Below are 19,224 nucleotides of genomic sequence, written 5' to 3'. Positions count from 1 at the left end.
TAGTACCCAACCATTCGCATGGTGGCCTGCCGATCATGTTGTTCAACTCTTTCAGCTTCCTGCTGGGTTTCCTGCCGCTCGCCCTGGCCGGCTACTTCCTGCTCGCGCGCCGCCATCCGGAGTGGGGCGTGGCGTGGCTGGCGCTGGCCTCGCTGTTTTTCTACGGCTGGTGGGACGTGCGCTATGTACCGCTGCTGCTTGGCTCCATCGTCGCCAACTACGGCTGCGCGCAGCTGATTCGCCGGGCGCAGGGCCGGGCACGCCGCTGGTGGCTTGGCGGCGCCGTCGCGGCCAACCTGCTGCTGCTCGGCTACTACAAGTACGCCAACTTTTTCTACACCAGCCTGACCGGCCAGCATGCAGACCTGCTGCAAGTGGTGCTGCCGATCGGCATATCGTTCTTCACCTTCACCCAGGTCGCCTTCCTGGTCGACACGGCGCGCGGTTTTGTGCAGGAAGGGCGCTTCATCCACTATCTGCTGTTCGTTACCTACTTCCCGCACCTGGTGGCCGGGCCGGTGCTGCACCATAAGGAAATGATGCCGCAGTTTGCCGATCCGCGGAATGCCTTGCCGCGGGCAGAGAACTTCTCGGTCGGCGCCACCATTTTCATCCTTGGCCTGGCCAAGAAAACGCTGTTGGCCGATACGCTGGCGCCCTATGCCAACGCCCTGTTTGCGGCGCCCGGCGAGCCCACGCTGCTGTTGGCATGGGGCGGCGTGCTGGCATATACCTTCCAGCTCTATTTCGATTTCTCCGGCTATTCGGACATGGCGATCGGCCTGTCGCGCATGTTCGGCGTGCATTTGCCGCTGAATTTCAACTCGCCCTACAAGGCGCTCAACATCGTGGATTTCTGGCGGCGCTGGCATATCACCTTGTCGCGCTTCCTGCGCGACTACCTGTACATCCCGCTCGGCGGCAATCGCCACGGCGCCGTGCGTGCCAAGGCAAACCTGATGTTGACCATGGTGCTGGGCGGCCTGTGGCATGGGGCAAGCTGGAATTTCGTGCTGTGGGGCGGGCTGCATGGGGCCTACCTGGTATTGGCACACGCCTGGCATGCGCTCAAGGCACGCCTTGGCTGGCAGGGCGGCGGCAGGGCAGGCGCTGTCGCGGCCCGGGCCCTGACCTTCATCGCCGTGGCCTATGCCTGGGTGTTCTTCCGCGCGGCAGACCTGCCTTCCGCCATGCGCATCGTGGCTGGCATGTCCGGCCAGTACGGCGTGGCGTTGCCCGATGCAATCGGCGCCCGCCTGGGGAACCTGCACGAGGCGCTGGCCGCCCTGGGAATCAAGTGGACGCTGGGCGGTGCTACCCAGTTCATCGAAACCTGGTGCTGGGTGACGGTTGCCGCGCTGGTGGCCTTCCTGGCGCCGAATACGCAGCAAATCATGCATCGCTTCGAGCCGGCCCTGGACCACGACGGCACCACGGCGCCAGCGCGCCTGGCCTGGCTGCCGGCGCCGCGTCCGGCGCTGGTGACCGGCATGCTGGCGGTGTTTTGCCTGCTGGCCCTTTCGCGGCCGAGCGAGTTCCTTTATTTCCAGTTCTGACCATGTCCAATGCCTCGCACCATCGTTACCTGAGCAAGCTTGGCCTGGCCATGCTGGCGGGCCTCGTGCTGGTGGCCGGCGTGGTCGTGCTGGCCGACCCCTACGGCCTGTATGGCCTGGTGCGCGAGCCGGGCCTGAATGCCGAAAAGCCGGTGCCGCAGCACTTCCGCAACGAGATCAAATTGTCCATTGCCCAGCGCCTGGGGGCCACCCAGTTCCTGCTCGGCAATTCGCGGGTGGAAGTCGGCTTTGACCCGGACAGCCCGCTGCTGGGAGGAAGCGCCTACAACCTCGGGCTGGCGGGAACCGGCACCATGGTGGCGGCCGGGCAGTTGCAGTATTTGCGCAGTTTCGGCATCAGGCCTTCGCGCGTGATTGCAGGCGTCGATTTCCATGATGCCTTGCTGGCGCCGGGCCAGCGTGGCGGAGCGCGCCGGGTGCCTGTGGCAGGGGCGGGAAAACTGGGCTGGCGCGTGGAGAGCCTGTTCTCGCTTGCCGCCTTGCGCGACGCTGCGACTACCTTTACGATGCAGGGCGACCGCGAAGCCGAGACCATGACCGAGCGCGGCTTGAATCCGCTGAACCAGTACGTCAAGTTTGCGCGCTACGACGGCTATTACAAGATCTTCCGTCAGCGCGCGGAAGAGAGTGCGGCTTCGCTGGTGAGGAAAGCGCCGGGAGGCCTGGATCGCGAAGGGCTGCGGGCGGAATTGCGCGCCCTGGTCGATGCCGCAGCCAGCGATAATCCGGGCGTCGACCTGCGCCTCATGGTGTACGCTTACCATGCGCAGATGCTGGCGCTATTCGAAGCAAGCGGCATGTGGCCGCGTTTCGAGGAATGGAAGCGTATCGTGCTGGAAGAGGCAGAGGCTGCGCGCGCCCGCTATCCGCAGGCGCACATCGTGGTGCATGACTTCAGCGGGTTCGGCGAATTCAATTGCGAGGCGATTCCGGGGCCGAGCGAAAAGGGCACGACGCAATGGTACTGGGAGGCCGGGCACCAGAAGCCGGCGCTGGGTGAAGAGATGATGCGGCGCATGCTGGCCGATGCACCGGACAATGGTTTCGGCATGGCGCTGACCTTGCGGAACCTGGAGCAGGACCGGCAGCGCATTGCCGCCGAGCGTGCCCATTGCGTGGCGGCGCAGCCGGGCCTGTTTGCCGAGGCGAGGGAGCTGGTCGCGCGCGCAGTACGCAGGCAGGAGAAGCAGTTGTGAAGGAGCGATGAGATGGACATGAAACGCATTAACGCAGGCAAGCTGCGCGCCATTGGCTATGACCAGCGCGCGCGCATGCTGCGCGTCGAATTCGACGACGGCAGCGCCATCGATTACGAAGGCGTGGGCCGCGACGTCTGGCAACGCCTGTCCACCTCGGCTAGCGCGTGGAGCTTCTACCGTGACAACATCGAAGAAGAATTCACCGGCCGCAAAGGGCGCGCCAAGCCGCAGCCGGGAACGCGTCCCGCCGGCCTTGACGAGCTGTTCGATTGAAAGTCGGGGTCAGGTCTGGCAATCGGACATTTCGCTTGCGAAATGTCCGATTGCCAGACCTGACCCCGACTTTCAATTACATGTCTTTCAGTGCAGTGATGGCGTAGCCTTTGCTGCCCATCTGCTGGGTCAGCCGGTCGATGTGGTAGTCAGGCAGGACTTGCACATCATCATCGACCTCCAGCGATTGCTCGGCTGGCAGCCAGTCGGTGTTGATGGCTTCCTGTGGGATGGGTTTGCCCTCGGGCACGGCGAGATAGGAAAAAATGCCGTCATGTTCGGCACGACGATAGATATCCAGGCGCATCTTCATCTCCCTTCAACTAGTCCTACGCACAGGCTGGCGTAACGCTTTGATTCTACTCCGCTTGCCTGGCTGTGGCCATGCAAGATTGCCGGCATGGCCAGCGCAAAGCAGTAAAATTAACCTGGATCAACATACTTCCCTGAAGCCCGCGAATTGCCTTATGCGTTTTCCGTTCTTGCTGCCGGCCGCCGGTTTTGTCCTGACCTACCTGCTGTTCGACTGGATCACCTATGTCGAGCCGCTGCTGGGGCTGAACATCACGCCGTGGAACCCTGACACGGCACTGGGCCTGGTGTTCTGGCTGGTGTATGGGCGGCGCGCCGCGCTGCCGTGGTTCATGGCCCTGGTGGCGGGCGATGTCCTGGTGCGCGGCCTGCCCGGCGGCCCGGCAGGCACCCTGCTCACGGCTGCGTGGTTGCTGTGCGGCTACGGCCTGCTGGGAGAAGCCCTGCGCCGGGCGCTGGGCGGCGGCGCCATCTTCAGTTCGCGCTCCAGCTTCTATCGCTGGCTGCTGATGGTTGCAGCCGGCACCATGCTGAATGCAGTCGGCCATATCAGCCTGCTGGCTTGGCTTGGGCTGGTGCCGTGGGACGACTGGCTGCGCGCGGTATGGCGCTTCGGCTTCGGCGACATGGTGGGCGTCGTGGTCAGCATGCCGCTGCTGTGGAAACTGGCCAACCCGCAGGACCGGGCGCGCTTGGGCGAAGCCACCTGGAAGCCGGAAACCCTGGGCTACCTGGCGCTGGCGATCTTCGTGCTGTGGGCGGTGTTCGGCTACATCATGACGGCCGAATTCAAGCATTTCTATTTCCTGTTCCTGCCGCTGATCTGGGCCGCTTCGCGCCAGGGCGTGCATGGCGCGGCCCTGGTGGTGTTCGTGCTGCAGCTGGCTATCGTGGCCCTGGTCAGGGGCAACCATGCCAACAACATCACCGTGACCGAGCTGCAGGTGCTCGATGCCGTGCTGGCGCTGGTGGGCTTCTTCATCGGCATCGTGGTCGACGAACGGCGCCAGGTGGCGGAAGAACTCAAGCAAACCCTGCGCCTGGCTGCGGCCGGCGAAATGGCGGCCGCGCTGGCACATGAGCTGAACCAACCGATGACGGCGCTGGCGGTGTACGGCAAGGCCTGCGAGCACCTGCTGGCGCGCGGCGAGGCGGGCGACCTGCTGAAGAACGCCATCGGCCAGATGATCAATGAATCGGCGCGCGCGGCGGAAGTGGTGCGCCGCCTGCGCGACTTCTTCCGCACCGGCGCCATGCAGCTCGAGACCGTCAGTGCGGCGGCCCTGCAGGCGGGCATCGTGCAGCAGTTTGGCCCGCAATTCGCCGAACATGGGGTGCAAGTCACGGTCGCCGAGGCGCCGGCGCTGGCGGTGCAGGTCGACCGCCTGCAGGTGGAGCTGGTCTTGCGCAACCTGCTGGCCAATGCCCTGGATGCGGTGCGCATGCGTCCCGCAGGACAGCGCAGCATCCGGCTCATGGCGGAAAACGTCGGCGGCAAGCTGCGCTTCACGGTGGAAGACAGCGGCGACGGCCTGACGCAGCAGGCGGCCGGGCGCCTGTTCGAGCCTTTTGTATCGACCAAGGCCAGCGGCATGGGACTGGGGCTGGTGCTGAGCCGCTCCATCGTGGAGGCGCACGGCGGGACTTTATGGGCAGAAGTTGCCGGTCACGGCATCTTTCGTTTTATACTGCCGGCGCTGGACTCTGGAGAATAGCCTTGTCAAACCTTACCGTTTTCATTGTCGACGATGATCCGTCGCTGCGCGATGCCCTTGGCCTGCTGCTGGGCGTGCGCGGTTATCGCACCGCCGTTTTTGCCAGTGCCGAAGCCTTCCTGCAGGCCTGGCTGCCCGAATGGGCCGGCTGCCTGGTGGCCGACATCCGCATGGGCGGCATGGACGGCCTGGCCTTGCAGCGCAAGCTCAACGAGATGAACTGCCTGCTGCCGGTGATTATCGTGACCGGCCATGGCGACGTCAGCTCGGCGCGCGAAGCCTTCAAGGCGCGCGCCGTCGATTTCCTGGAAAAGCCGTTCGACGACGACAAGCTGATTGCGGCCATCGAGGAAGCGTTCTCGATGCAGTTGCGCCAGCGCCAGGACCACGACCGCCGCCAGCAGCGCGACCAGTTGCTGGCCGAGCTGACTCCGCGTGAGCGCGAAGTGTTCGAGTTGGTGGTGATGGGACGCCATAACCGGGAGATCGCCCCCCAGCTGAACATCAGCGTGCGCACCGTGGAAGTCCACAAGGCGCGCCTGATGGCCAAGCTGGGCGTGGATAACGTGGCCGACCTGGTGCGCGTCGCGCTACGCGACTAAATTGCGTGCTTAAGTTGCGCTGGCGCGCAGCTCGCGCAGGCCGGCCACGGCTTGCGTGGTCTTGTCGATTGCCCGCTGCAGCACCGCCGAGCGGTTGCTTGATTCCTGGTCGCGTTTCGCTTCGCGGTGCCACAGGTGATAGACCTCGGTGGCAAAGGCCCCGCTCTTGCGCATCACGCCCGCGTTGAACAGGCGCAGCACCAGGTCGGAATCTTCGTGGCCCCAGCCGGTGAAGCTCTCGTCGAAGCCGTTCACCAGGTCAAGGTCGCTGCGCCATGCCGCCATATTGCAGCTCTTGATACGGCGCCAGGTAAAGTGTTTGCTTTCACGCCCCACGTCCGGCAAGGTCAGTATCGTCTGCAGGAATTTATTGGCGCCGCCGGTCAGGTACAGCTTGAGTTTCTCCAAGGGGCCAAGGCGCTGGATGTCGAGGTGCTGCTCCAGCAGTCGACGCGTATAGGCTTCGCTAAGCAGCACGCGGCTGCCCGTCACCACATGGCCGCGCCTGGCCAGGCGGCGGTGGCTGGAGATGAAGTTCTTCTGCGGCACGCAGTCGCCGTCGATGAAGACGATGTATTCGCCTTGCGCTGCAAGAATGCCCAGGTTGCGCGCGCGCGCCGCGCGAAAACCGATATCTTCCTGCCACACGTGCTTCAGCGGCACCGGGGAGCGCGCCTGCAAGGCGGCCACGGTATCCCGCGTGTTGTTGGTCGATCCGTCATCGGCGATAATGATCTCGAAATCTTGATCGTCCTGCGCAAAACAGGCCTCCACCACGGCCGTCAGGGCGTCCGGACGATTGTATGTGGTGATAATTAACGAGATGGTTGAAGCTAGTTGCATGGATGCCAAAAGATTAAGAAGAAATGCCGTCCTGCTGGCGGACGCCAATCCGCCAGTATACCAGTGCCGGATGCACGATTCGAATTGCGCCGGACAGGAGGCCTGCCGGTGAGGACCCTGGTGATTTCTCCCAACTGGATCGGCGATGCCGTGATGGCGCAGCCGCTGCTGCAGCGCCTGAAAGCGCTGCACCCGGAGCGCCCGATCGACGTGCTGGCGCCGCCGGCCGTGTCGCCGGTCTGGCGCCAGATGCCGGAAGTGGCCGAAGTGCTGGAAACGCCGTTCCGCCATGGCGCACTGCAGTTGAAGGAGCGCTGGCGCTATGCGCGCCTGCTGCGCCAGCGCGGCTACGCTGACGCCTATATCCTGCCCAATACGCTGAAGTACGCCCTGATCCCCTGGCTGGCTGGCATTCCGCGCCGCGTCGGCTACAAGGGAGAAAGCCGTTATGGCTTGATCAACGTGATGCACCATGACGACACGCCGCCGAGGCCGATGGTGCCGTTCTACGCCGCCCTGGCCGACGCGCCGGGAGCGCCGCTGCGCAGCGGCCTGCCCAAGCCGCGCATGGCCGCCAGCAGCGAGCAAATGGCCGCTGCCTGCGCCAAGGTCGGCCTGGACCCGGCGCGCCCGCTGGTGGTGTTTGCACCCGGCGCCGAGTTCGGGGGCGCCAAGCGCTGGCCGCCCGCGCATTTCGGCCAGCTGGCTCAGCATATCCTGGCGCGCGACCCGCAAGCCCAGGTTGCGCTCCTCGGTTCGCCCAAGGATGGCCCGACTTGCGACGACGTCATTGCTGCAGCCGGCGCCCCTGCCGGCCTGGTCAGCCTGGCCGGCAAGACCAGCCTGTCCGATGCCGTGGCTTTGATTGCGCGGTCTGCGGCTGTGGTCAGCAACGACTCCGGGCTGCTGCATGTGGCCTCCGCGCTGAACCGGCCGGTGATCGCCATCTACGGCCCGACCGATCCTGATCACGCGCCGCCATTCTCCGACCTGGCCGCCTCGATCTCCCTGCGACTGGAATGCTCGCCATGCCGCCAGCGCGAATGCCCGCTCGGCCATCAGAACTGCATGCACGGCATCAGTTCCGGTCAAGTGTGGCAAACGCTGGAGCCAATGCTCAGCCGTTGACCACCGGCTGGGCAATGATCCAGAGGCTCAGCAAGGTGTAAGACACCATCAGCGCTAGCATCGGCAACTGGCTGCGGCTGGCGCGTGTGCCGAACTGGCGCAAGGCAGTCTGGTGCCCTAGCCAGACCGCCGCCACGTGCCCCGCCACGATGGCGGACAGCGACACGTACCAGACCATGCGCGCATCCACGATGCCTAGCCGGATGAAGTAGAAGCGCGTGCCGAACAGGTCCCACCCCAGGTTGAGCGGATCGGAAGCGAGGGGGATCAGGTATTGCCCCGCCATCGCCAGGAAGGACAGGTAGTGGGCGAAATGGTAGGCAATTGCGATCGGCACCAGCGTCAGCACGTACCAGCCGGCGGTCGCGGCCAGCGAAGCGCCACCGCCGCACCAGGCAATGGCACGGCATACGGCAAGATAGCCCAGCAGGAACAAGGCCGGCAAGAGGCATAGCGCGGCGGCGCGCAGCAGGGCGGGCGGCCATGGCAGGGCGGCTTGCAAATCCAGCCACAGTTGGGTCTCCAGCAGGCCATCAAAACTGACGGAGGCCAGCATCAGCATCACCAGCACGACGTGCGACCAGCCCAGCGGCGCGCCGACCAGCAGTCCGGCGCCGAAAGGACGCAATTGCCAGCGGCCGTCCTGCACCTGGTTGGGCGCAAAGCGCGCCAGCAAGCCGAAGACCACGGCAAACACCTCGCCATGCGCCAGCCATGTGCGCCGCCCGAACACGAACATGCCCAGCCAGGAAAGGCAGGAATAAGCCAGCATGGCGGCCGCCAGGCTGGCCGGCTGCTCGCTGCCCTCCCAGTTCAATTCCATGTTCACGAAGGCGAGGAATAGCAGGGCGGCCGGCCACACGCCTGCCCATTGGGGCCAGGCCAGCTTGCCGGGGCGGTCGCCCAGCGTCCAGCGGCAAAGGGTATTGAGCGGATTGACCAGCGCCCACAGGTCGCCCAGCAAGGCCGATACGAAGGCCATGCCGACCCACCAAATGGCCCAGACCATGGCGGGCGCGATATTCTTAAAGGGGTTCTGCGTGCCGACAAACCCGGCGCACAGCACGAGAAGGTACAGTGCCAGCACCGCCAGCCGCAGGCTGGTCGCGAGCGCGCCAGCCAGGGGCACTTTTCGAAGCAAAATGAAAGCTTGCCCAACGGGGCGTGGCTGCATATTGCGCTGGCGCGCCAGCAAGAGGAAGGTGACAGCGACAGTGGCCGCGGCGCCTGCCATGAACATCCACAAGGGCAGCGGCAGGTCGAAGCGCTGGCCGAATCCGTGCGCCAGCGCAGGCAGGGGAATGGCTGCCAGCAGCCAGCGCTTCATCTGGGAATGACTTCCACGTAAAGCAGCGCCGGCGCGTGGTGGTGCCCCTTGCCATGCGCCGCAAGGGGAAAGCGGCCCGCGGCTTGTGCCTGCAGCTGCAGGCGCCCCGGGATGCCGGGCTTGAGCGACAACATCCGGTCATAGCCATGCAGGTGCAGGTCGAGCGCTGTATCGCTGCGTAATTCGAGCACCAGCGTATCGCCCTGCGGCACGCGCACGGTGGGTGCCGGATTGGCAATGCGCTGCTGCCTGACTTCGAAGCTGGCACTTTGTTGCGCGGACCACACAGGCGTCCCTGCCAACAGCGTTAGCGTTGCAAACAGCCAGTATTGGCGGGGCAGGCGCATATGGAGATTCTAGTCCAGCAGGCGTAATATGCAACGACTGACCCTGCACAAGAAGGAGTGGACCATGCGTATCCGTTTCCTGCTTCCCCTCGCGGTCGCCCTGGGCATCCCCGCCCTGGCCAGCGCCGAAATCCTGGCGATGATGAATTATGAAAGCAAGTCCGCCGAGTCGCTCAAGGCGCTCAAGAATCCCGTGGCGCCGGCGTCACGCAAGGAGGGCATCGCGATTGTCGATGTCGATCCCAACTCCAAGGCCTTCGGCAAGATCGTCAAGGACATCCCGCTGCCGGCCGACCTGGTGGCGCACCACATCTTCTACAACCACGACATGAGCAAGGCCTACATCACGGCGCTGGGCAAGACCGAGCTGCGCGTGATGGACATGAAGTCGAAGGACTATGCCATGACCACCGTCAGCATTCCCGACTGCAGCGTGGGCGAGGATATCGCCTTCTCACCCGACCACAAGCGCTGGTATGTGAGCTGCATGGGCAGCCAGGCCATGGTGGTGGGCGACGCCCATAGCGACAAGGTGCTTTCCACCATCAAGGTGGCGGCGCCATATCCGCATGGGCTGGCCGTTTCCGGTGCGGCAGACCGCATCCTGCTCACGTCGACCGTGCGCGCCTCCGACCTGGGCGACCCGGGGGAAGTGATCAGCGCGGTGGAAGCCAGCACCGGCAAGGTGCTGGGCACCTACAAGGTATCGAGGAAAGCTTCACCCGCAGGCGAAGCGCCGGTCGAAGTCCTGTTCGTGCCGAATGCAAAACCCGCCGTGGCCTACATCACCAATATGTATGGCGGCACGCTGTGGACCGCAAGCTGGAACAAGGACAAGAAGGACTTCGAAGTGGCGCAGGTGTACGACTTTGCCGAGGCCAAGGCAGGCGTACCGCTTGAGATCTACTTCAACAAGGCCGCCACGCGCATGTACGTAACCAGCGCGAAGCCGGGCCAACTGCACGTCTTCGACATTTCAGCCAAGGCCGGCGAGCCAAAGCTGCTCAAGTCCATCCCCGCAGCGGAAGGCGCGCACCACGTGGCCTTTACCAAGGACGGCAAATACGCCTTCGTGCAGAATGCCTTGCTCAACCTGCCGGGCATGAGCGATGGTTCGGTCACCGTGGTTGACCTGCAGTCCGGCACCGTCGTCACCAGCATGGACACGCTGAAGAACGCCGGCTTGAACCCGAACAGCATTGTGCTGCTGCCGCAGTGGAATGAGATGATGGGACATTGAACTTGCCCTCGGGGCCGTGCCAGCTGCCGGCACCGGGGGTATACTCGCGGCATGACACCGCTGGTCCTGATTCCCGGCTATATGCTGGACGACGCCTTATGGGATGGCATGCTGCCGTTCCTGCCTCCTGAACTCCCGCTGCATTTCGCCAGCCTGGCCGAAGGCGATTCCATTGCTTCCATGGCGCAGGCCGTGCTGGCGAAGTGCCCGTCGCGATTCACCTTGCTCGGTTTCTCGATGGGCGGATATGTCGCGCGCGAAATCGTCCGTCTCGCGCCCGGCCGCGTGCAGGCGCTGGCGCTGGTCGCCACTTCCAGCCGGGCTGATCTGCCGCTGCAGGTCGAACAGCGTACCAGGGCCGCGCGCGCCACGCCGCTCGGCCCTTTCCGTGGACTGGGCCGCGCCGCCATCGCGCAATCGCTGCATCGCGACAATGTTGCCAACGAAGCGCTGGTGGCGCGGGTGCGCGCGATGGGCGAACGCCTGGGCCGCGAGGTCTTCGTGCGCCAGTCGCTGATTGTGCGCGACGCCGATACAGCCTGCCTGTCCGACATCCAATGTCCGACCCTGGTTGTCGCGGCAGCCGGAGACCAGTTGCGCAGGCCCGAAGAAGCGCGCGAACTGGCCGAGGGCATCCCTGGCGCAAAGCTGGCGACAATCCCCCACGCAGGCCACCTGATTCCGCTCGAGCAGCCGCAGTCGCTGGCAACCGCCATCACCGTGATTTTTCAATAGAAAATTTCCTTAGTATTAACGCTATACTCCGCCAACTTTCACAGGAGGCTAGGTATGCGTACCTTGATGAGCGGAGCGCTGGCGGTGGGGATGATGTTTGCGTCGGTGGCGCAGGCAAGCTGCCATGCAGCGTTGAAACAGCGCCTGCCGCAGGCGGGGACTGTCATTTTTGGCGAGATCCATGGCACGAACGAGATTCCAGCATTCTTCTCCGCCTGCGTCCGTGAGTTCCTCGACCGCGGAGAGACGGTCAAGGTGTTCCTGGAGCTTGATGCCGCAGACACCGAACATACGGCAAAGTACCTGCGTGGCGAAATCGACGAAGCGGCTTTGTTGTCATCACCGCGCTGGCGGGTGCATGATGGGCGAACCAGCCTGGCCATGCTGGAACTGCACCGCGCGCTGAAAGGTGTACCGGTGGTCGGTTTTGTACCGGGAAGGGGAGTTGCAGACAGCAACGCCGCAATGGGCGAAAATTTCCTGCGGCATCGGCTGGAAAACGGATACAACCTGGTCTTGGTAGGAGGAACCCATGCACAGCTGGCGGCTGGGAAGGGCGACAGCTTTACTTCGGTCCCATTCGGCCAATATGTTCAGGCCAGGTCAAACAACGTTCTCAGCTTGAACGCGCGCTACACTGGGGGCGAGGCATGGGCTTGCGCGCCGTATTGCGATGCCAATCCGCTCGACGGCAATGAACCGGACGGCGCCACGCCGGCCAAACGCATCGGCTTCGAGGATAAAGACCGCCGCTTCAACGGCTACTTCAGTGTTGGCAGAGTCACCGCATCGCCGCCGGCAGTCGAGAAGTAATTGGCGTAAGTCTTCGTCACATCAGGATAACGTCGTACTGCTCCTGATGGTAGCTGGTCTCGACCTGCAGCGAAATCTTCTTGCCAATGAAGTCGCCCAGCATCGCCAGATGCTGCGATTCTTCTTCCAGGAACAGGTCGACTACTTCCTGCGAGGCGAGGATGCGGAATTCGCGCGGGTTGAACTGCTTGGCTTCGCGCAGCAGTTCGCGCAGGATTTCGTAGCAGATGGTGCGCGAGGTCTTGACCTGGCCTTTGCCTTCGCAGGCGGGGCAGGGCTCGCACAGGATGTGGGCCAGCGATTCGCGCGTGCGCTTGCGCGTCATCTCCACCAGTCCCAGCGCGGAGAAGCCGGACACCGACACCTTGGTGCGGTCGCGGGCCAGGGCCTTCTTCAGCTCCGCGAGCACGGCGTTGCGGTGCTCGTTGTTCTCCATGTCGATGAAGTCGAGGATGATGATGCCGCCCAGGTTGCGCAGGCGCAGTTGGCGCGCGATGGCGTGCGCGGCTTCCAGGTTGGTCTTGAAGATGGTGTCGGCAAAATTGCGGCCGCCGACGAAGCCGCCGGTGTTGACGTCAATGGTCGTCATGGCCTCGGTCTGGTCGACGATCAGGTAGCCGCCGGACTTCAGGTCGACGCGGCGGCCCAGGGCGCGGTGGATTTCTTCTTCCACGCCATACAGGTCGAACAGCGGGCGCTCGCCGGTGTAGTGCTGCAAACGCGACAGGACCGACGGCGTGTAGACGCGGCCGAACTCCGTCAGCGACAGGAAGTTTTCGCGCGAATCGACCTGGATGGTGGCCGTCTCGTCATGCACGAAGTCGCGCAGCACGCGCTGCGCCAGGCTCAAGTCCTGGTGCAGCAGGGAAGTGGGCGGGCGGGTGCGCGCACCGTGGCAGATCGCGCCCCAGGTCTTGCGCAGGTATTCGACGTCGGCCTGCAGGTCGCTGTCCGAGGCGTCTTCCGCCTGGGTGCGCACGATGTAGCCGCCTTTTTCGTCTTCCGGCAGCAGGCCTTGCATGCGCGCGCGCAGCGCTTCGCGGTCGGACTCTTTTTCGATCTTCTGCGAGATGCCGATATGGCCGTCCTGGGGCAGGTAGACCAGCATGCGGCCGGCAATCGAGATCTGCGTCGACAGGCGCGCGCCCTTGGTGCCGATCGGATCCTTGATCACCTGCACGGTCAGCACCTGGCCGTCGAACAGCAGTTTTTCGATCGGGGTCGGGGTCGCGTTCTGGGCGCCGTCATGCGGGCGGGCTTCCCAGATATCGGCCACGTGCAGGAAGGCTGCGCGTTCCAGGCCGATGTCGATGAAGGCCGACTGCATGCCGGGCAGCACCCGCACCACTTTGCCGGAATAGACGTTGCCCGCCAGGCCGCGCGTCAGCGTGCGCTCGATATGCAGTTCCTGCACGGCGCCCTGGACGATGAGGGCGACGCGGGTTTCCTGGGGGGTGATATTAATGAGGATATCTTCGTTCATCAGGGGAGTTTCAATCCTGCCTGGCGCAACAGTTGCGCCGTTTCGTACAGCGGCAGGCCCATGATGCCGGAGTGGCTGCCTTCGATGTGTTCAACGAACAGGGCGGCCAGGCCCTGGATGCCATAGCCGCCGGCCTTGTCGTAAGGCTCGGTGGTGGCGCAGTAAGTCTTGATCTCGGCCTCCGTCAGCTTGCCGAAGCGGACGTCGGAGACCTGGGTGATATGGCCGGAAAAATCCTGCGAATGCACGGCCACCGAGGTCAAGACCTGGTGGGTGCGGCCGGACAGCTTGTGCAGCATGTCGGTGGCTTCGCGCACATTGGCCGGCTTGCCGAGGATTTCGCCGTCGATGGTGACGGTGGTGTCGGCGGCCAGGATGGGGCGCAGGATCAGGCGGCGGCGCTGGATCATGTCCCAGGCGAAGTCGGCTTTTTCCTGGGCCACGCGGCCGACATAGGCCAGCGGCTCTTCGCCGGCATGGACGTCTTCGCTGACATCCGGCCCGCGCGGGCCGTCATTACGCAGCAGGAGCAACTCAAAGTCCACGCCGATCTGGCGCAGCAATTCGCGCCGGCGTGGACTCTTGGAAGCCAGGTAGATCTTTTTTTCGGCCAGTTTCATCGTATGCCTTAGGGTTTAGACACGATGATAAGGGTGGTTTTGCGTTATTGTCCACGCCCTGTACAACTGTTCGGCCAGCATGACGCGTACCATGCCATGCGGAAGGGTCAGGCTGGACAGGCGAATCATGCCTTCCGCCCTGGCCTTCAGCCCCGGATCGAGGCCGTCGGCGCCGCCGATCAGGAAGGCCGTATCGCGGCCATCCTGCTGCCAGGCTTCCAGCTGCTGGGACAGGCCCACGCTGGTCAGGTCCTTGCCACGCTCATCGAGGGCGATGATGCGCACCGATTTCGGCAGGGCCGCCTCGATACGCTCCCTTTCCAGGGCCATGGCGGTGGCTGCCGTCTTGCTGCCGGAACGCTCAACGGGCTTGATTTCCTTCAGCACGATGCGCAGTTCCGGCGGCATGCGCTTCACGTATTCGGTGAAGCCATTCTCGATCCAGGCCGGCATCTTGTGGCCGACCGCAGCGATGATCAGCTGCACTTACTCAGCCGCAGCAGCCTTCTTCAGGCGCTTGATGACGGTCTTGACCGGCGTTGCGGCTGCAGCGGCGGCTTTCTTTTCCTTGGCGGCCTTGGCGGATGCCTCGGCGGTCTTGGTGGAAGCAACCTTCACTTTCTTGCCTTCCGGCGCGACGACCTTCGGCGCGGCCTTTTTGGCGGCGGCTTTCTTGGCCACGGCGCCGGCAGCGGCGGTTGCCTTCACGGTGCCAGGCTTCTTGGCCGCTGCTTTCTTCTCGACCACGGCTTCGGCGGCTTTGGCAGCCTTGGTGGCAGCCAGGTGGCCGGATTTCTTCGGCGCAGCCTCTTTTTCCGCTGCAGCCTTGCCTTCGGCGGTGGACTTGCGCTTGGCGGCGCCCAGTTTCACCGGCTTTTCGCCCCAGATTTCTTCCAGGCGGTAGTAAGCGCGGATCGGCGCCTGCATGATGTGGACGATCATGTCGCCCAGGTCCACCAGCACCCATTCGCCGGTATCTTCACCCTCGATGCCGATCACGTCGCCGCCGGCTTCCTTCACCTTGTCGCGCACCGAGGCAGCCAGTGCCTTGGTCTGGCGGTTGGAAGTACCGGAAGCGATGGCGATGCGATCGAAGAGGCTGGTCAGCCCGGTGGTGTCGAACAGGACGATTTCCTGGCCCTTCACGTCTTCCAGGGCGTCCACGACGATGGATTGCAGTTTTTTGATATCCATTATTTAGTTCTTATACAAATTATGTTGTTCAATATAGTCTAGCACTACCGCTGGCAGAAGCGAGTTCGCCCCATCCCCACGTTGTAATGCAGCACGAATGGCAGTGGCCGAGATGTCGACGGCTAAATCAGCCGCCAGCATGGTCATGCCCGCCGGGGTGTTCCTGACCTGATCCGGCGTGGCCAGGCGGCGCTGGAATTCAGCTGCCACCTCGGCCGGCACGTGGGCGTCGTCCAGCTCGAAGCCGGGCCTGGCCGCCACGCAGAAGTGGGCCAGGTCGAACAGGTTGCGCCATTCGTGCCAGGTATTCAGTCGCTGCAGCTGGTCCGCGCCCATCAGGAAGGCCAGCGATACATCGGGCCCTACGTCGGCGCGGATTGCCCGCAACGTTTCGATCGTATAAGTGGCGCTGCCGCGCGCCAGTTCCTGCCAGTCGATCGTGACGGGGCAGGGCAGGCCTTGGAAGGCCAAAGTCAGCATGTCCACCCGCTGCTGCGGCGTCGCCACCAGCGCGCCCTTTTGCCAGGGCAGGGCCGGAATGACGAGCAGTGCATCGGCGTTCAGCAGCTGGACAAATTGCTTGCCAAGCGCGACGTGGCCGTTGTGCACCGGATCGAAACTGCCTCCCAGCAGTGCGATGCAGCGTTTCACTCGGCCAGCCAGTCGCGGTGCGGCAGGAAGTCGGTGGTCAGCGCCGCTTCGGGGCTGCCGTCTTCCGGGTGCCAGTCGTAGCGCCATTTGACGACCGGCGGCATCGACATCAGGATCGCCTCCGTGCGGCCGCCGGACTGCAGGCCGAACAGGGTGCCGCGGTCGAACACCAGGTTGAACTCGACGTAACGTCCGCGGCGGTAGGCCTGAAAGTCGCGTTCGCGTTCACCGTAGGGCGTGTCCTTGCGGGCTTTCACGATCGGCAGGTAGGCGGCCAGGAATGCGTCGCCCACGCTGCGGGTCATTTCAAAACTCTTCTCGAAGCCAAGGGCGTTGAAGTCATCGAAGAAGATGCCGCCCACGCCGCGCGCTTCCTTGCGGTGCTTCAGGTAGAAATACTCGTCGCACCATTTCTTGAATTTCGGGTGCAGGTTCTCGCCATATGGCGCCAGCGCATCGCGGCAGGTGGCGTGGAAGTGCTTCGCGTCTTCCCTGTTGCCGTAATAGGGCGTCAGGTCCATGCCGCCGCCGAACCACCAGACCGGCTTGCCGTCGGCGGTGCTGGTGCTGAAGAAGCGCACGTTCATGTGCACTGTCGGCGCGTACGGATTGCGCGGGTGCAGCACCAGGCTGACGCCCATGGCTTCCCATGGCTGGCCGCCCAGCTCCGGACGGTGCGCCGAGGCCGATGGCGGCAGCTTGGCGCCGGTCACGTGGCTGAAGTTGCAGCCGCCGCGCTCGAAGACGTTGCCTTCTTCGACCAGGCGCGAGATACCGCCGCCGCCTTCCGGGCGTTCCCACGCATCGCGCAGGAATGGCTTGCCGTCCACATCCTCCAGGGCGGAGATGATGCGGTCTTGCAGGCCTAAGAGCCAGGCTTTGACTTCTTGTGGGTTGGGGGCGGTCATTTTCTTCTTGCTTTCTTCCTTAAACCGGTAAACCAGTGTCTGACCCGCAGGGTCAGACACCCCGTTACGCGGCGGTCGCCGGCTGGTGTCGGACCCTGTGGGTCTGACACCGGTTTACTGGTTTTAGTGCTTCAAGCCCCGCCAGCCGATATCGCGGCGGAACTGCACGCCTTCGAAGCCGATCTTGTCGACCGCTTCGTAAGCCTGCTTCTGCGCCATTTTCACGTTGTCGCCCAGGCCCACCACGCACAGCACGCGGCCACCGGAGGTGATCAGCTTGCCCTCCGTGTCATCGGTGGTGCCAGCGTGGAAAGTGACCGAATCCGGGGTTTCAGCCGGAATGCCGTGGATGTGGTCGCCCTTGCGCGGCGCGTCAGGGTAGCCGGCGGCTGCCAGCACCACGCCTACGGCGGTGCGGCGGTCCCATTCCAGTTCCACCTGGTCCAGGCTACCGTTGACGGCGTATTCCATCACGCCCAGCAGGTCGGTCTTCAGGCGCGTCATGATAGGCTGGGTTTCCGGGTCGCCCATGCGGCAGTTGAATTCCAGCGTTTTCGGGTTGCCGGCGGCGTCGATCATCAGGCCCGCGTACAGGAAGCCGGTGAACTGGATGCCGTCTTTCGCCATGCCCTGGATGGTAGGCATGATGATCTCGCGCATCACGCGCGCATGCATGGCCGGGGTCACGATCGGGGCAGGGGAGTAGGCGCCCATGCCGCCGGTGTTCGGGCCCTGGTCGTTGTCCATCAGGCGTTTGTGGTCTTGCGAGGTGGCCAGCGGCAGTACGTTCTTGCCGTCGCACATGACGATGAAGGATGCTTCTTCGCCGGCCAGGAATTCCTCGATCACGATGCGCGCGCCAGCGTCGCCGAAGGCGTTATCGGACAGCATGTGGTCGACCGCGCCATGCGCTTCTTCCAGCGTCATGGCAACCACCACGCCCTTGCCGGCGGCCAGGCCGTCGGCCTTGATGACGATCGGCGCGCCCTTGGCATCCACGTACGCGTGGGCTGCCTTGGCGTCGGCGAAGGTTTCGTATTCGGCGGTCGGGATGCCGTGGCGCTTCATGAAGGCCTTGGCGAAATCCTTGGACGACTCGAGCTGCGCAGCCTCTTTGGTCGGGCCAAAGATTTTCAGGCCGCGCGCGCGGAACAGGTTGACGATGCCGGCAGCCAGCGGCACTTCCGGGCCGACCACGGTCAGGCCGATGTGCTCTTGCTCGACGAAATCGGCCAGCGCGTTCAGGTCGGTGATCGGCACGTTTTCCAGGCGCACATCGCGCGCGGTGCCGCCGTTGCCAGGCGCAACATAGACCATCTGTACGCGTTCCGACTGCGCCAGTTTCCAAGCCAAAGCGTGTTCACGGCCACCCGAGCCGACTACCAGGATCTTCATAAGGATTATTCTTCGATGACAGCGTTGGTATAGATTTCCTGGACGTCGTCCAGGTTTTCCAGTGCATCCAGCAGCTTTTGCATCCTGGCTGCGTCTTCACCGGTGAATACGGTCTCGGTGGCAGGCTTCATGATCACTTCCGCCACTTCGGCCTTGAAGCCAGCCGCTTCCAGCGCATCCTTCACGCCGGCGAAATCGTGCGGGCCGCACAGCACTTCGATGCCGCCTTCTTCGTCGGTCACCACGTCTTCGGCGCCGGCTTCCAGCGCGGCGTCCATCAGCTTGGCTTCATCGGTGCCCGGGGCGAACAGGAACTGGCCGGTGTGCTGGAACATGAACGCCACGGAACCTTCGGTACCCATATTGCCGCCGTATTTGTTGAAGGCATGGCGCACTTCAGCCACGGTACGCACGCGGTTGTCGGTCATGCAGTCCACAATGATGGCCGCGCCGCCGATGCCGTAGCCTTCATAGCGCACTTCTTCATAGTTGGCGCCGTCGCCGCCGCCGGTGCCGCGCGTAATGGCGCGGTTCACGTTGTCCTTCGGCATATTGGCGTCAGCGGCCTTGTCGACTGCCAGGCGCAGGCGCGGATTGGAGTTCAGGTCGCCGCCGCCCATGCGTGCAGCCACCGTGATTTCCTTGATCAGACGCGTCCAGATTTTGCCGCGTTTCGCGTCCGTTGCAGCCTTTTTATGCTTAATATTGGCCCATTTGCTGTGTCCAGCCATGTTCAATCTTCCTTAGACGGTATGCAATCGAGGGCGACATTCTAGCATACCGGTACCTCTATGAATTTGTCGCGCCGGCGCGACCAAAAGTGCCAAGGCACCCCTTGCAGGCATGTTTAGTAGCTTTCCTC

Annotated in this window: 21 protein-coding genes; 9 read left to right on the top strand and 12 right to left on the bottom strand. The window is 63.8% G+C overall.

What is annotated here, in order from left to right:
* The first annotated feature begins 35 nt into the window (after nucleotides 1-35).
* Genes ACN9MU_RS27035 through ACN9MU_RS27025 form a run of 3 tightly spaced genes read left to right on the top strand, consistent with a single transcriptional unit; the run spans nucleotide 36 to nucleotide 3,049 of the window.
* The gene (locus tag ACN9MU_RS27035; protein WP_426343708.1) at nucleotides 36-1,556 is read left to right on the top strand and encodes an MBOAT family O-acyltransferase; all 1,521 of its coding nucleotides are present in this window, start codon (nucleotides 36-38) and stop codon (nucleotides 1,554-1,556) included.
* Between the two features lie 2 nt (nucleotides 1,557-1,558).
* Nucleotides 1,559-2,773: a hypothetical protein gene (locus tag ACN9MU_RS27030; RefSeq protein WP_426319144.1), complete on the top strand. Its 1,215-nt coding sequence runs from the start codon at nucleotides 1,559-1,561 to the stop codon at nucleotides 2,771-2,773.
* 18 nt (nucleotides 2,774-2,791) lie between these two features.
* Nucleotides 2,792-3,049, top strand: coding sequence for a KTSC domain-containing protein (locus tag ACN9MU_RS27025; RefSeq protein WP_426343707.1), 258 nt, complete (start codon nucleotides 2,792-2,794; stop codon nucleotides 3,047-3,049).
* A gap of 76 nt (nucleotides 3,050-3,125) precedes the next feature.
* Here the strand turns inward: ACN9MU_RS27025 and ACN9MU_RS27020 are convergent, their stop codons facing one another.
* Nucleotides 3,126-3,356: a DUF6139 family protein gene (locus tag ACN9MU_RS27020; RefSeq protein WP_426172307.1), complete on the bottom strand. Its 231-nt coding sequence runs from the start codon at nucleotides 3,354-3,356 to the stop codon at nucleotides 3,126-3,128.
* Between the two features lie 160 nt (nucleotides 3,357-3,516).
* Between ACN9MU_RS27020 and ACN9MU_RS27015 the strand changes: the two genes are divergently transcribed.
* Complete coding sequence (locus ACN9MU_RS27015) at nucleotides 3,517-5,076, top strand: ATP-binding protein (RefSeq protein ID WP_426164494.1); 1,560 nt, start codon at nucleotides 3,517-3,519, stop codon at nucleotides 5,074-5,076.
* Nucleotides 5,077-5,078: 2 nt separating this feature from the next.
* Entirely contained in the window at nucleotides 5,079-5,678 is a 600-nt protein-coding gene (locus ACN9MU_RS27010; RefSeq protein ID WP_426336372.1) for a response regulator transcription factor, read from the top strand.
* 9 nt (nucleotides 5,679-5,687) lie between these two features.
* Here ACN9MU_RS27010 and ACN9MU_RS27005 read toward each other — a convergent pair whose 3' ends face one another.
* Nucleotides 5,688-6,521 (bottom strand): glycosyltransferase family 2 protein, encoded by an 834-nt coding sequence (locus tag ACN9MU_RS27005; protein WP_426336371.1) that lies wholly within the window; start codon nucleotides 6,519-6,521, stop codon nucleotides 5,688-5,690.
* Nucleotides 6,522-6,629: 108 nt separating this feature from the next.
* Between ACN9MU_RS27005 and waaF the strand changes: the two genes are divergently transcribed.
* Nucleotides 6,630-7,649 carry a lipopolysaccharide heptosyltransferase II gene (gene waaF / locus ACN9MU_RS27000; protein WP_426336370.1) on the top strand — a complete coding sequence of 340 codons (1,020 nt, stop codon included), beginning with the start codon at nucleotides 6,630-6,632 and terminating at the stop codon, nucleotides 7,647-7,649.
* Here the strand turns inward: waaF and ACN9MU_RS26995 are convergent.
* Together ACN9MU_RS26995 and ACN9MU_RS26990 are read right to left on the bottom strand one after the other, a co-directional pair.
* On the bottom strand, nucleotides 7,639-8,976 hold the full coding sequence (locus ACN9MU_RS26995; protein ID WP_426336369.1) for a hypothetical protein: 1,338 nt from the start codon (nucleotides 8,974-8,976) through the stop codon (nucleotides 7,639-7,641). The genes waaF and ACN9MU_RS26995 overlap by 11 nt on opposite strands.
* The gene (locus ACN9MU_RS26990) at nucleotides 8,973-9,323 is read right to left on the bottom strand and encodes a hypothetical protein (protein WP_426164484.1); all 351 of its coding nucleotides are present in this window, start codon (nucleotides 9,321-9,323) and stop codon (nucleotides 8,973-8,975) included. Before ACN9MU_RS26990 ends, ACN9MU_RS26995 begins: the two co-directional genes overlap by 4 nt.
* 28 nt (nucleotides 9,324-9,351) lie before the next feature.
* Here ACN9MU_RS26990 and ACN9MU_RS26985 point away from each other — a divergent pair, with 28 nt between their 5' ends.
* From ACN9MU_RS26985 to ACN9MU_RS26975, 3 genes are read left to right on the top strand one after another with little or no spacing between them, the layout of a single operon-like run.
* Nucleotides 9,352-10,563: a YncE family protein gene (locus tag ACN9MU_RS26985; RefSeq protein ID WP_426339532.1), complete on the top strand. Its 1,212-nt coding sequence runs from the start codon at nucleotides 9,352-9,354 to the stop codon at nucleotides 10,561-10,563.
* Between the two features lie 51 nt (nucleotides 10,564-10,614).
* Entirely contained in the window at nucleotides 10,615-11,298 is a 684-nt protein-coding gene (locus tag ACN9MU_RS26980) for an alpha/beta fold hydrolase (protein ID WP_426319137.1), read from the top strand.
* A gap of 54 nt (nucleotides 11,299-11,352) precedes the next feature.
* On the top strand, nucleotides 11,353-12,111 hold the full coding sequence (locus ACN9MU_RS26975) for a hypothetical protein (protein WP_426319136.1): 759 nt from the start codon (nucleotides 11,353-11,355) through the stop codon (nucleotides 12,109-12,111).
* A gap of 16 nt (nucleotides 12,112-12,127) precedes the next feature.
* Here ACN9MU_RS26975 and rng read toward each other — a convergent pair whose 3' ends face one another.
* The 8 genes from rng to ACN9MU_RS26935 form a co-directional block, all read right to left on the bottom strand.
* Nucleotides 12,128-13,594 (bottom strand): ribonuclease G, encoded by a 1,467-nt coding sequence (rng, locus tag ACN9MU_RS26970; protein ID WP_426164476.1) that lies wholly within the window; start codon nucleotides 13,592-13,594, stop codon nucleotides 12,128-12,130.
* Nucleotides 13,594-14,214: a Maf family protein gene (locus ACN9MU_RS26965; RefSeq protein WP_426164474.1), complete on the bottom strand. Its 621-nt coding sequence runs from the start codon at nucleotides 14,212-14,214 to the stop codon at nucleotides 13,594-13,596. Before ACN9MU_RS26965 ends, rng begins: the two co-directional genes overlap by 1 nt.
* A gap of 15 nt (nucleotides 14,215-14,229) precedes the next feature.
* On the bottom strand, nucleotides 14,230-14,700 hold the full coding sequence (gene rlmH / locus ACN9MU_RS26960; protein ID WP_426164472.1) for a 23S rRNA (pseudouridine(1915)-N(3))-methyltransferase RlmH: 471 nt from the start codon (nucleotides 14,698-14,700) through the stop codon (nucleotides 14,230-14,232).
* Nucleotides 14,701-15,408 (bottom strand): ribosome silencing factor, encoded by a 708-nt coding sequence (rsfS, locus tag ACN9MU_RS26955; protein ID WP_426164470.1) that lies wholly within the window; start codon nucleotides 15,406-15,408, stop codon nucleotides 14,701-14,703.
* Between the two features lie 3 nt (nucleotides 15,409-15,411).
* The gene (locus ACN9MU_RS26950; protein ID WP_426164468.1) at nucleotides 15,412-16,059 is read right to left on the bottom strand and encodes a nicotinate-nucleotide adenylyltransferase; all 648 of its coding nucleotides are present in this window, start codon (nucleotides 16,057-16,059) and stop codon (nucleotides 15,412-15,414) included.
* Nucleotides 16,056-16,967 (bottom strand): oxygen-dependent coproporphyrinogen oxidase, encoded by a 912-nt coding sequence (gene hemF, locus ACN9MU_RS26945; protein ID WP_426319133.1) that lies wholly within the window; start codon nucleotides 16,965-16,967, stop codon nucleotides 16,056-16,058. The genes ACN9MU_RS26950 and hemF overlap by 4 nt, the downstream gene beginning before the upstream one ends.
* A 123-nt stretch (nucleotides 16,968-17,090) precedes the next feature.
* Nucleotides 17,091-18,362, bottom strand: coding sequence for a phosphoribosylamine--glycine ligase (purD, locus tag ACN9MU_RS26940; protein WP_426164464.1), 1,272 nt, complete (start codon nucleotides 18,360-18,362; stop codon nucleotides 17,091-17,093).
* Nucleotides 18,363-18,367: 5 nt separating this feature from the next.
* The gene (locus ACN9MU_RS26935; RefSeq protein ID WP_426319132.1) at nucleotides 18,368-19,093 is read right to left on the bottom strand and encodes a YebC/PmpR family DNA-binding transcriptional regulator; all 726 of its coding nucleotides are present in this window, start codon (nucleotides 19,091-19,093) and stop codon (nucleotides 18,368-18,370) included.
* Nucleotides 19,094-19,224 lie beyond the last annotated feature (131 nt).

The sequence above is a fragment of the Pseudoduganella sp. R-32 genome (assembly GCF_049913245.1).
GTDB lineage: Bacteria > Pseudomonadota > Gammaproteobacteria > Burkholderiales > Burkholderiaceae_D > Rugamonas.
Note: the sequence above shows the minus strand (reverse complement) of the source record. Positions and strands in the feature narration are given on the sequence as shown.

Coding starts and splice junctions, on each gene's coding strand:
- ACN9MU_RS27035 (WP_426343708.1), top strand. CDS start 36: ATGTTGTTCAACTCTTTCAGCTTCCTGCTGGGTTTCCTGCCGCTCGCC.
- ACN9MU_RS27030 (WP_426319144.1), top strand. CDS start 1,559: ATGTCCAATGCCTCGCACCATCGTTACCTGAGCAAGCTTGGCCTGGCC.
- ACN9MU_RS27025 (WP_426343707.1), top strand. CDS start 2,792: ATGAAACGCATTAACGCAGGCAAGCTGCGCGCCATTGGCTATGACCAG.
- ACN9MU_RS27020 (WP_426172307.1), bottom strand. CDS start 3,356: ATGCGCCTGGATATCTATCGTCGTGCCGAACATGACGGCATTTTTTCC.
- ACN9MU_RS27015 (WP_426164494.1), top strand. CDS start 3,517: ATGCGTTTTCCGTTCTTGCTGCCGGCCGCCGGTTTTGTCCTGACCTAC.
- ACN9MU_RS27005 (WP_426336371.1), bottom strand. CDS start 6,521: ATGCAACTAGCTTCAACCATCTCGTTAATTATCACCACATACAATCGT.
- ACN9MU_RS26995 (WP_426336369.1), bottom strand. CDS start 8,976: ATGAAGCGCTGGCTGCTGGCAGCCATTCCCCTGCCTGCGCTGGCGCAC.
- ACN9MU_RS26990 (WP_426164484.1), bottom strand. CDS start 9,323: ATGCGCCTGCCCCGCCAATACTGGCTGTTTGCAACGCTAACGCTGTTG.
- ACN9MU_RS26985 (WP_426339532.1), top strand. CDS start 9,352: ATGCAACGACTGACCCTGCACAAGAAGGAGTGGACCATGCGTATCCGT.
- ACN9MU_RS26980 (WP_426319137.1), top strand. CDS start 10,615: ATGACACCGCTGGTCCTGATTCCCGGCTATATGCTGGACGACGCCTTA.
- ACN9MU_RS26975 (WP_426319136.1), top strand. CDS start 11,353: ATGCGTACCTTGATGAGCGGAGCGCTGGCGGTGGGGATGATGTTTGCG.
- rng (WP_426164476.1), bottom strand. CDS start 13,594: ATGAACGAAGATATCCTCATTAATATCACCCCCCAGGAAACCCGCGTC.
- ACN9MU_RS26965 (WP_426164474.1), bottom strand. CDS start 14,214: ATGAAACTGGCCGAAAAAAAGATCTACCTGGCTTCCAAGAGTCCACGC.
- rsfS (WP_426164470.1), bottom strand. CDS start 15,408: ATGGATATCAAAAAACTGCAATCCATCGTCGTGGACGCCCTGGAAGAC.
- hemF (WP_426319133.1), bottom strand. CDS start 16,967: ATGACCGCCCCCAACCCACAAGAAGTCAAAGCCTGGCTCTTAGGCCTG.
- purD (WP_426164464.1), bottom strand. CDS start 18,362: ATGAAGATCCTGGTAGTCGGCTCGGGTGGCCGTGAACACGCTTTGGCT.
- ACN9MU_RS26935 (WP_426319132.1), bottom strand. CDS start 19,093: ATGGCTGGACACAGCAAATGGGCCAATATTAAGCATAAAAAGGCTGCA.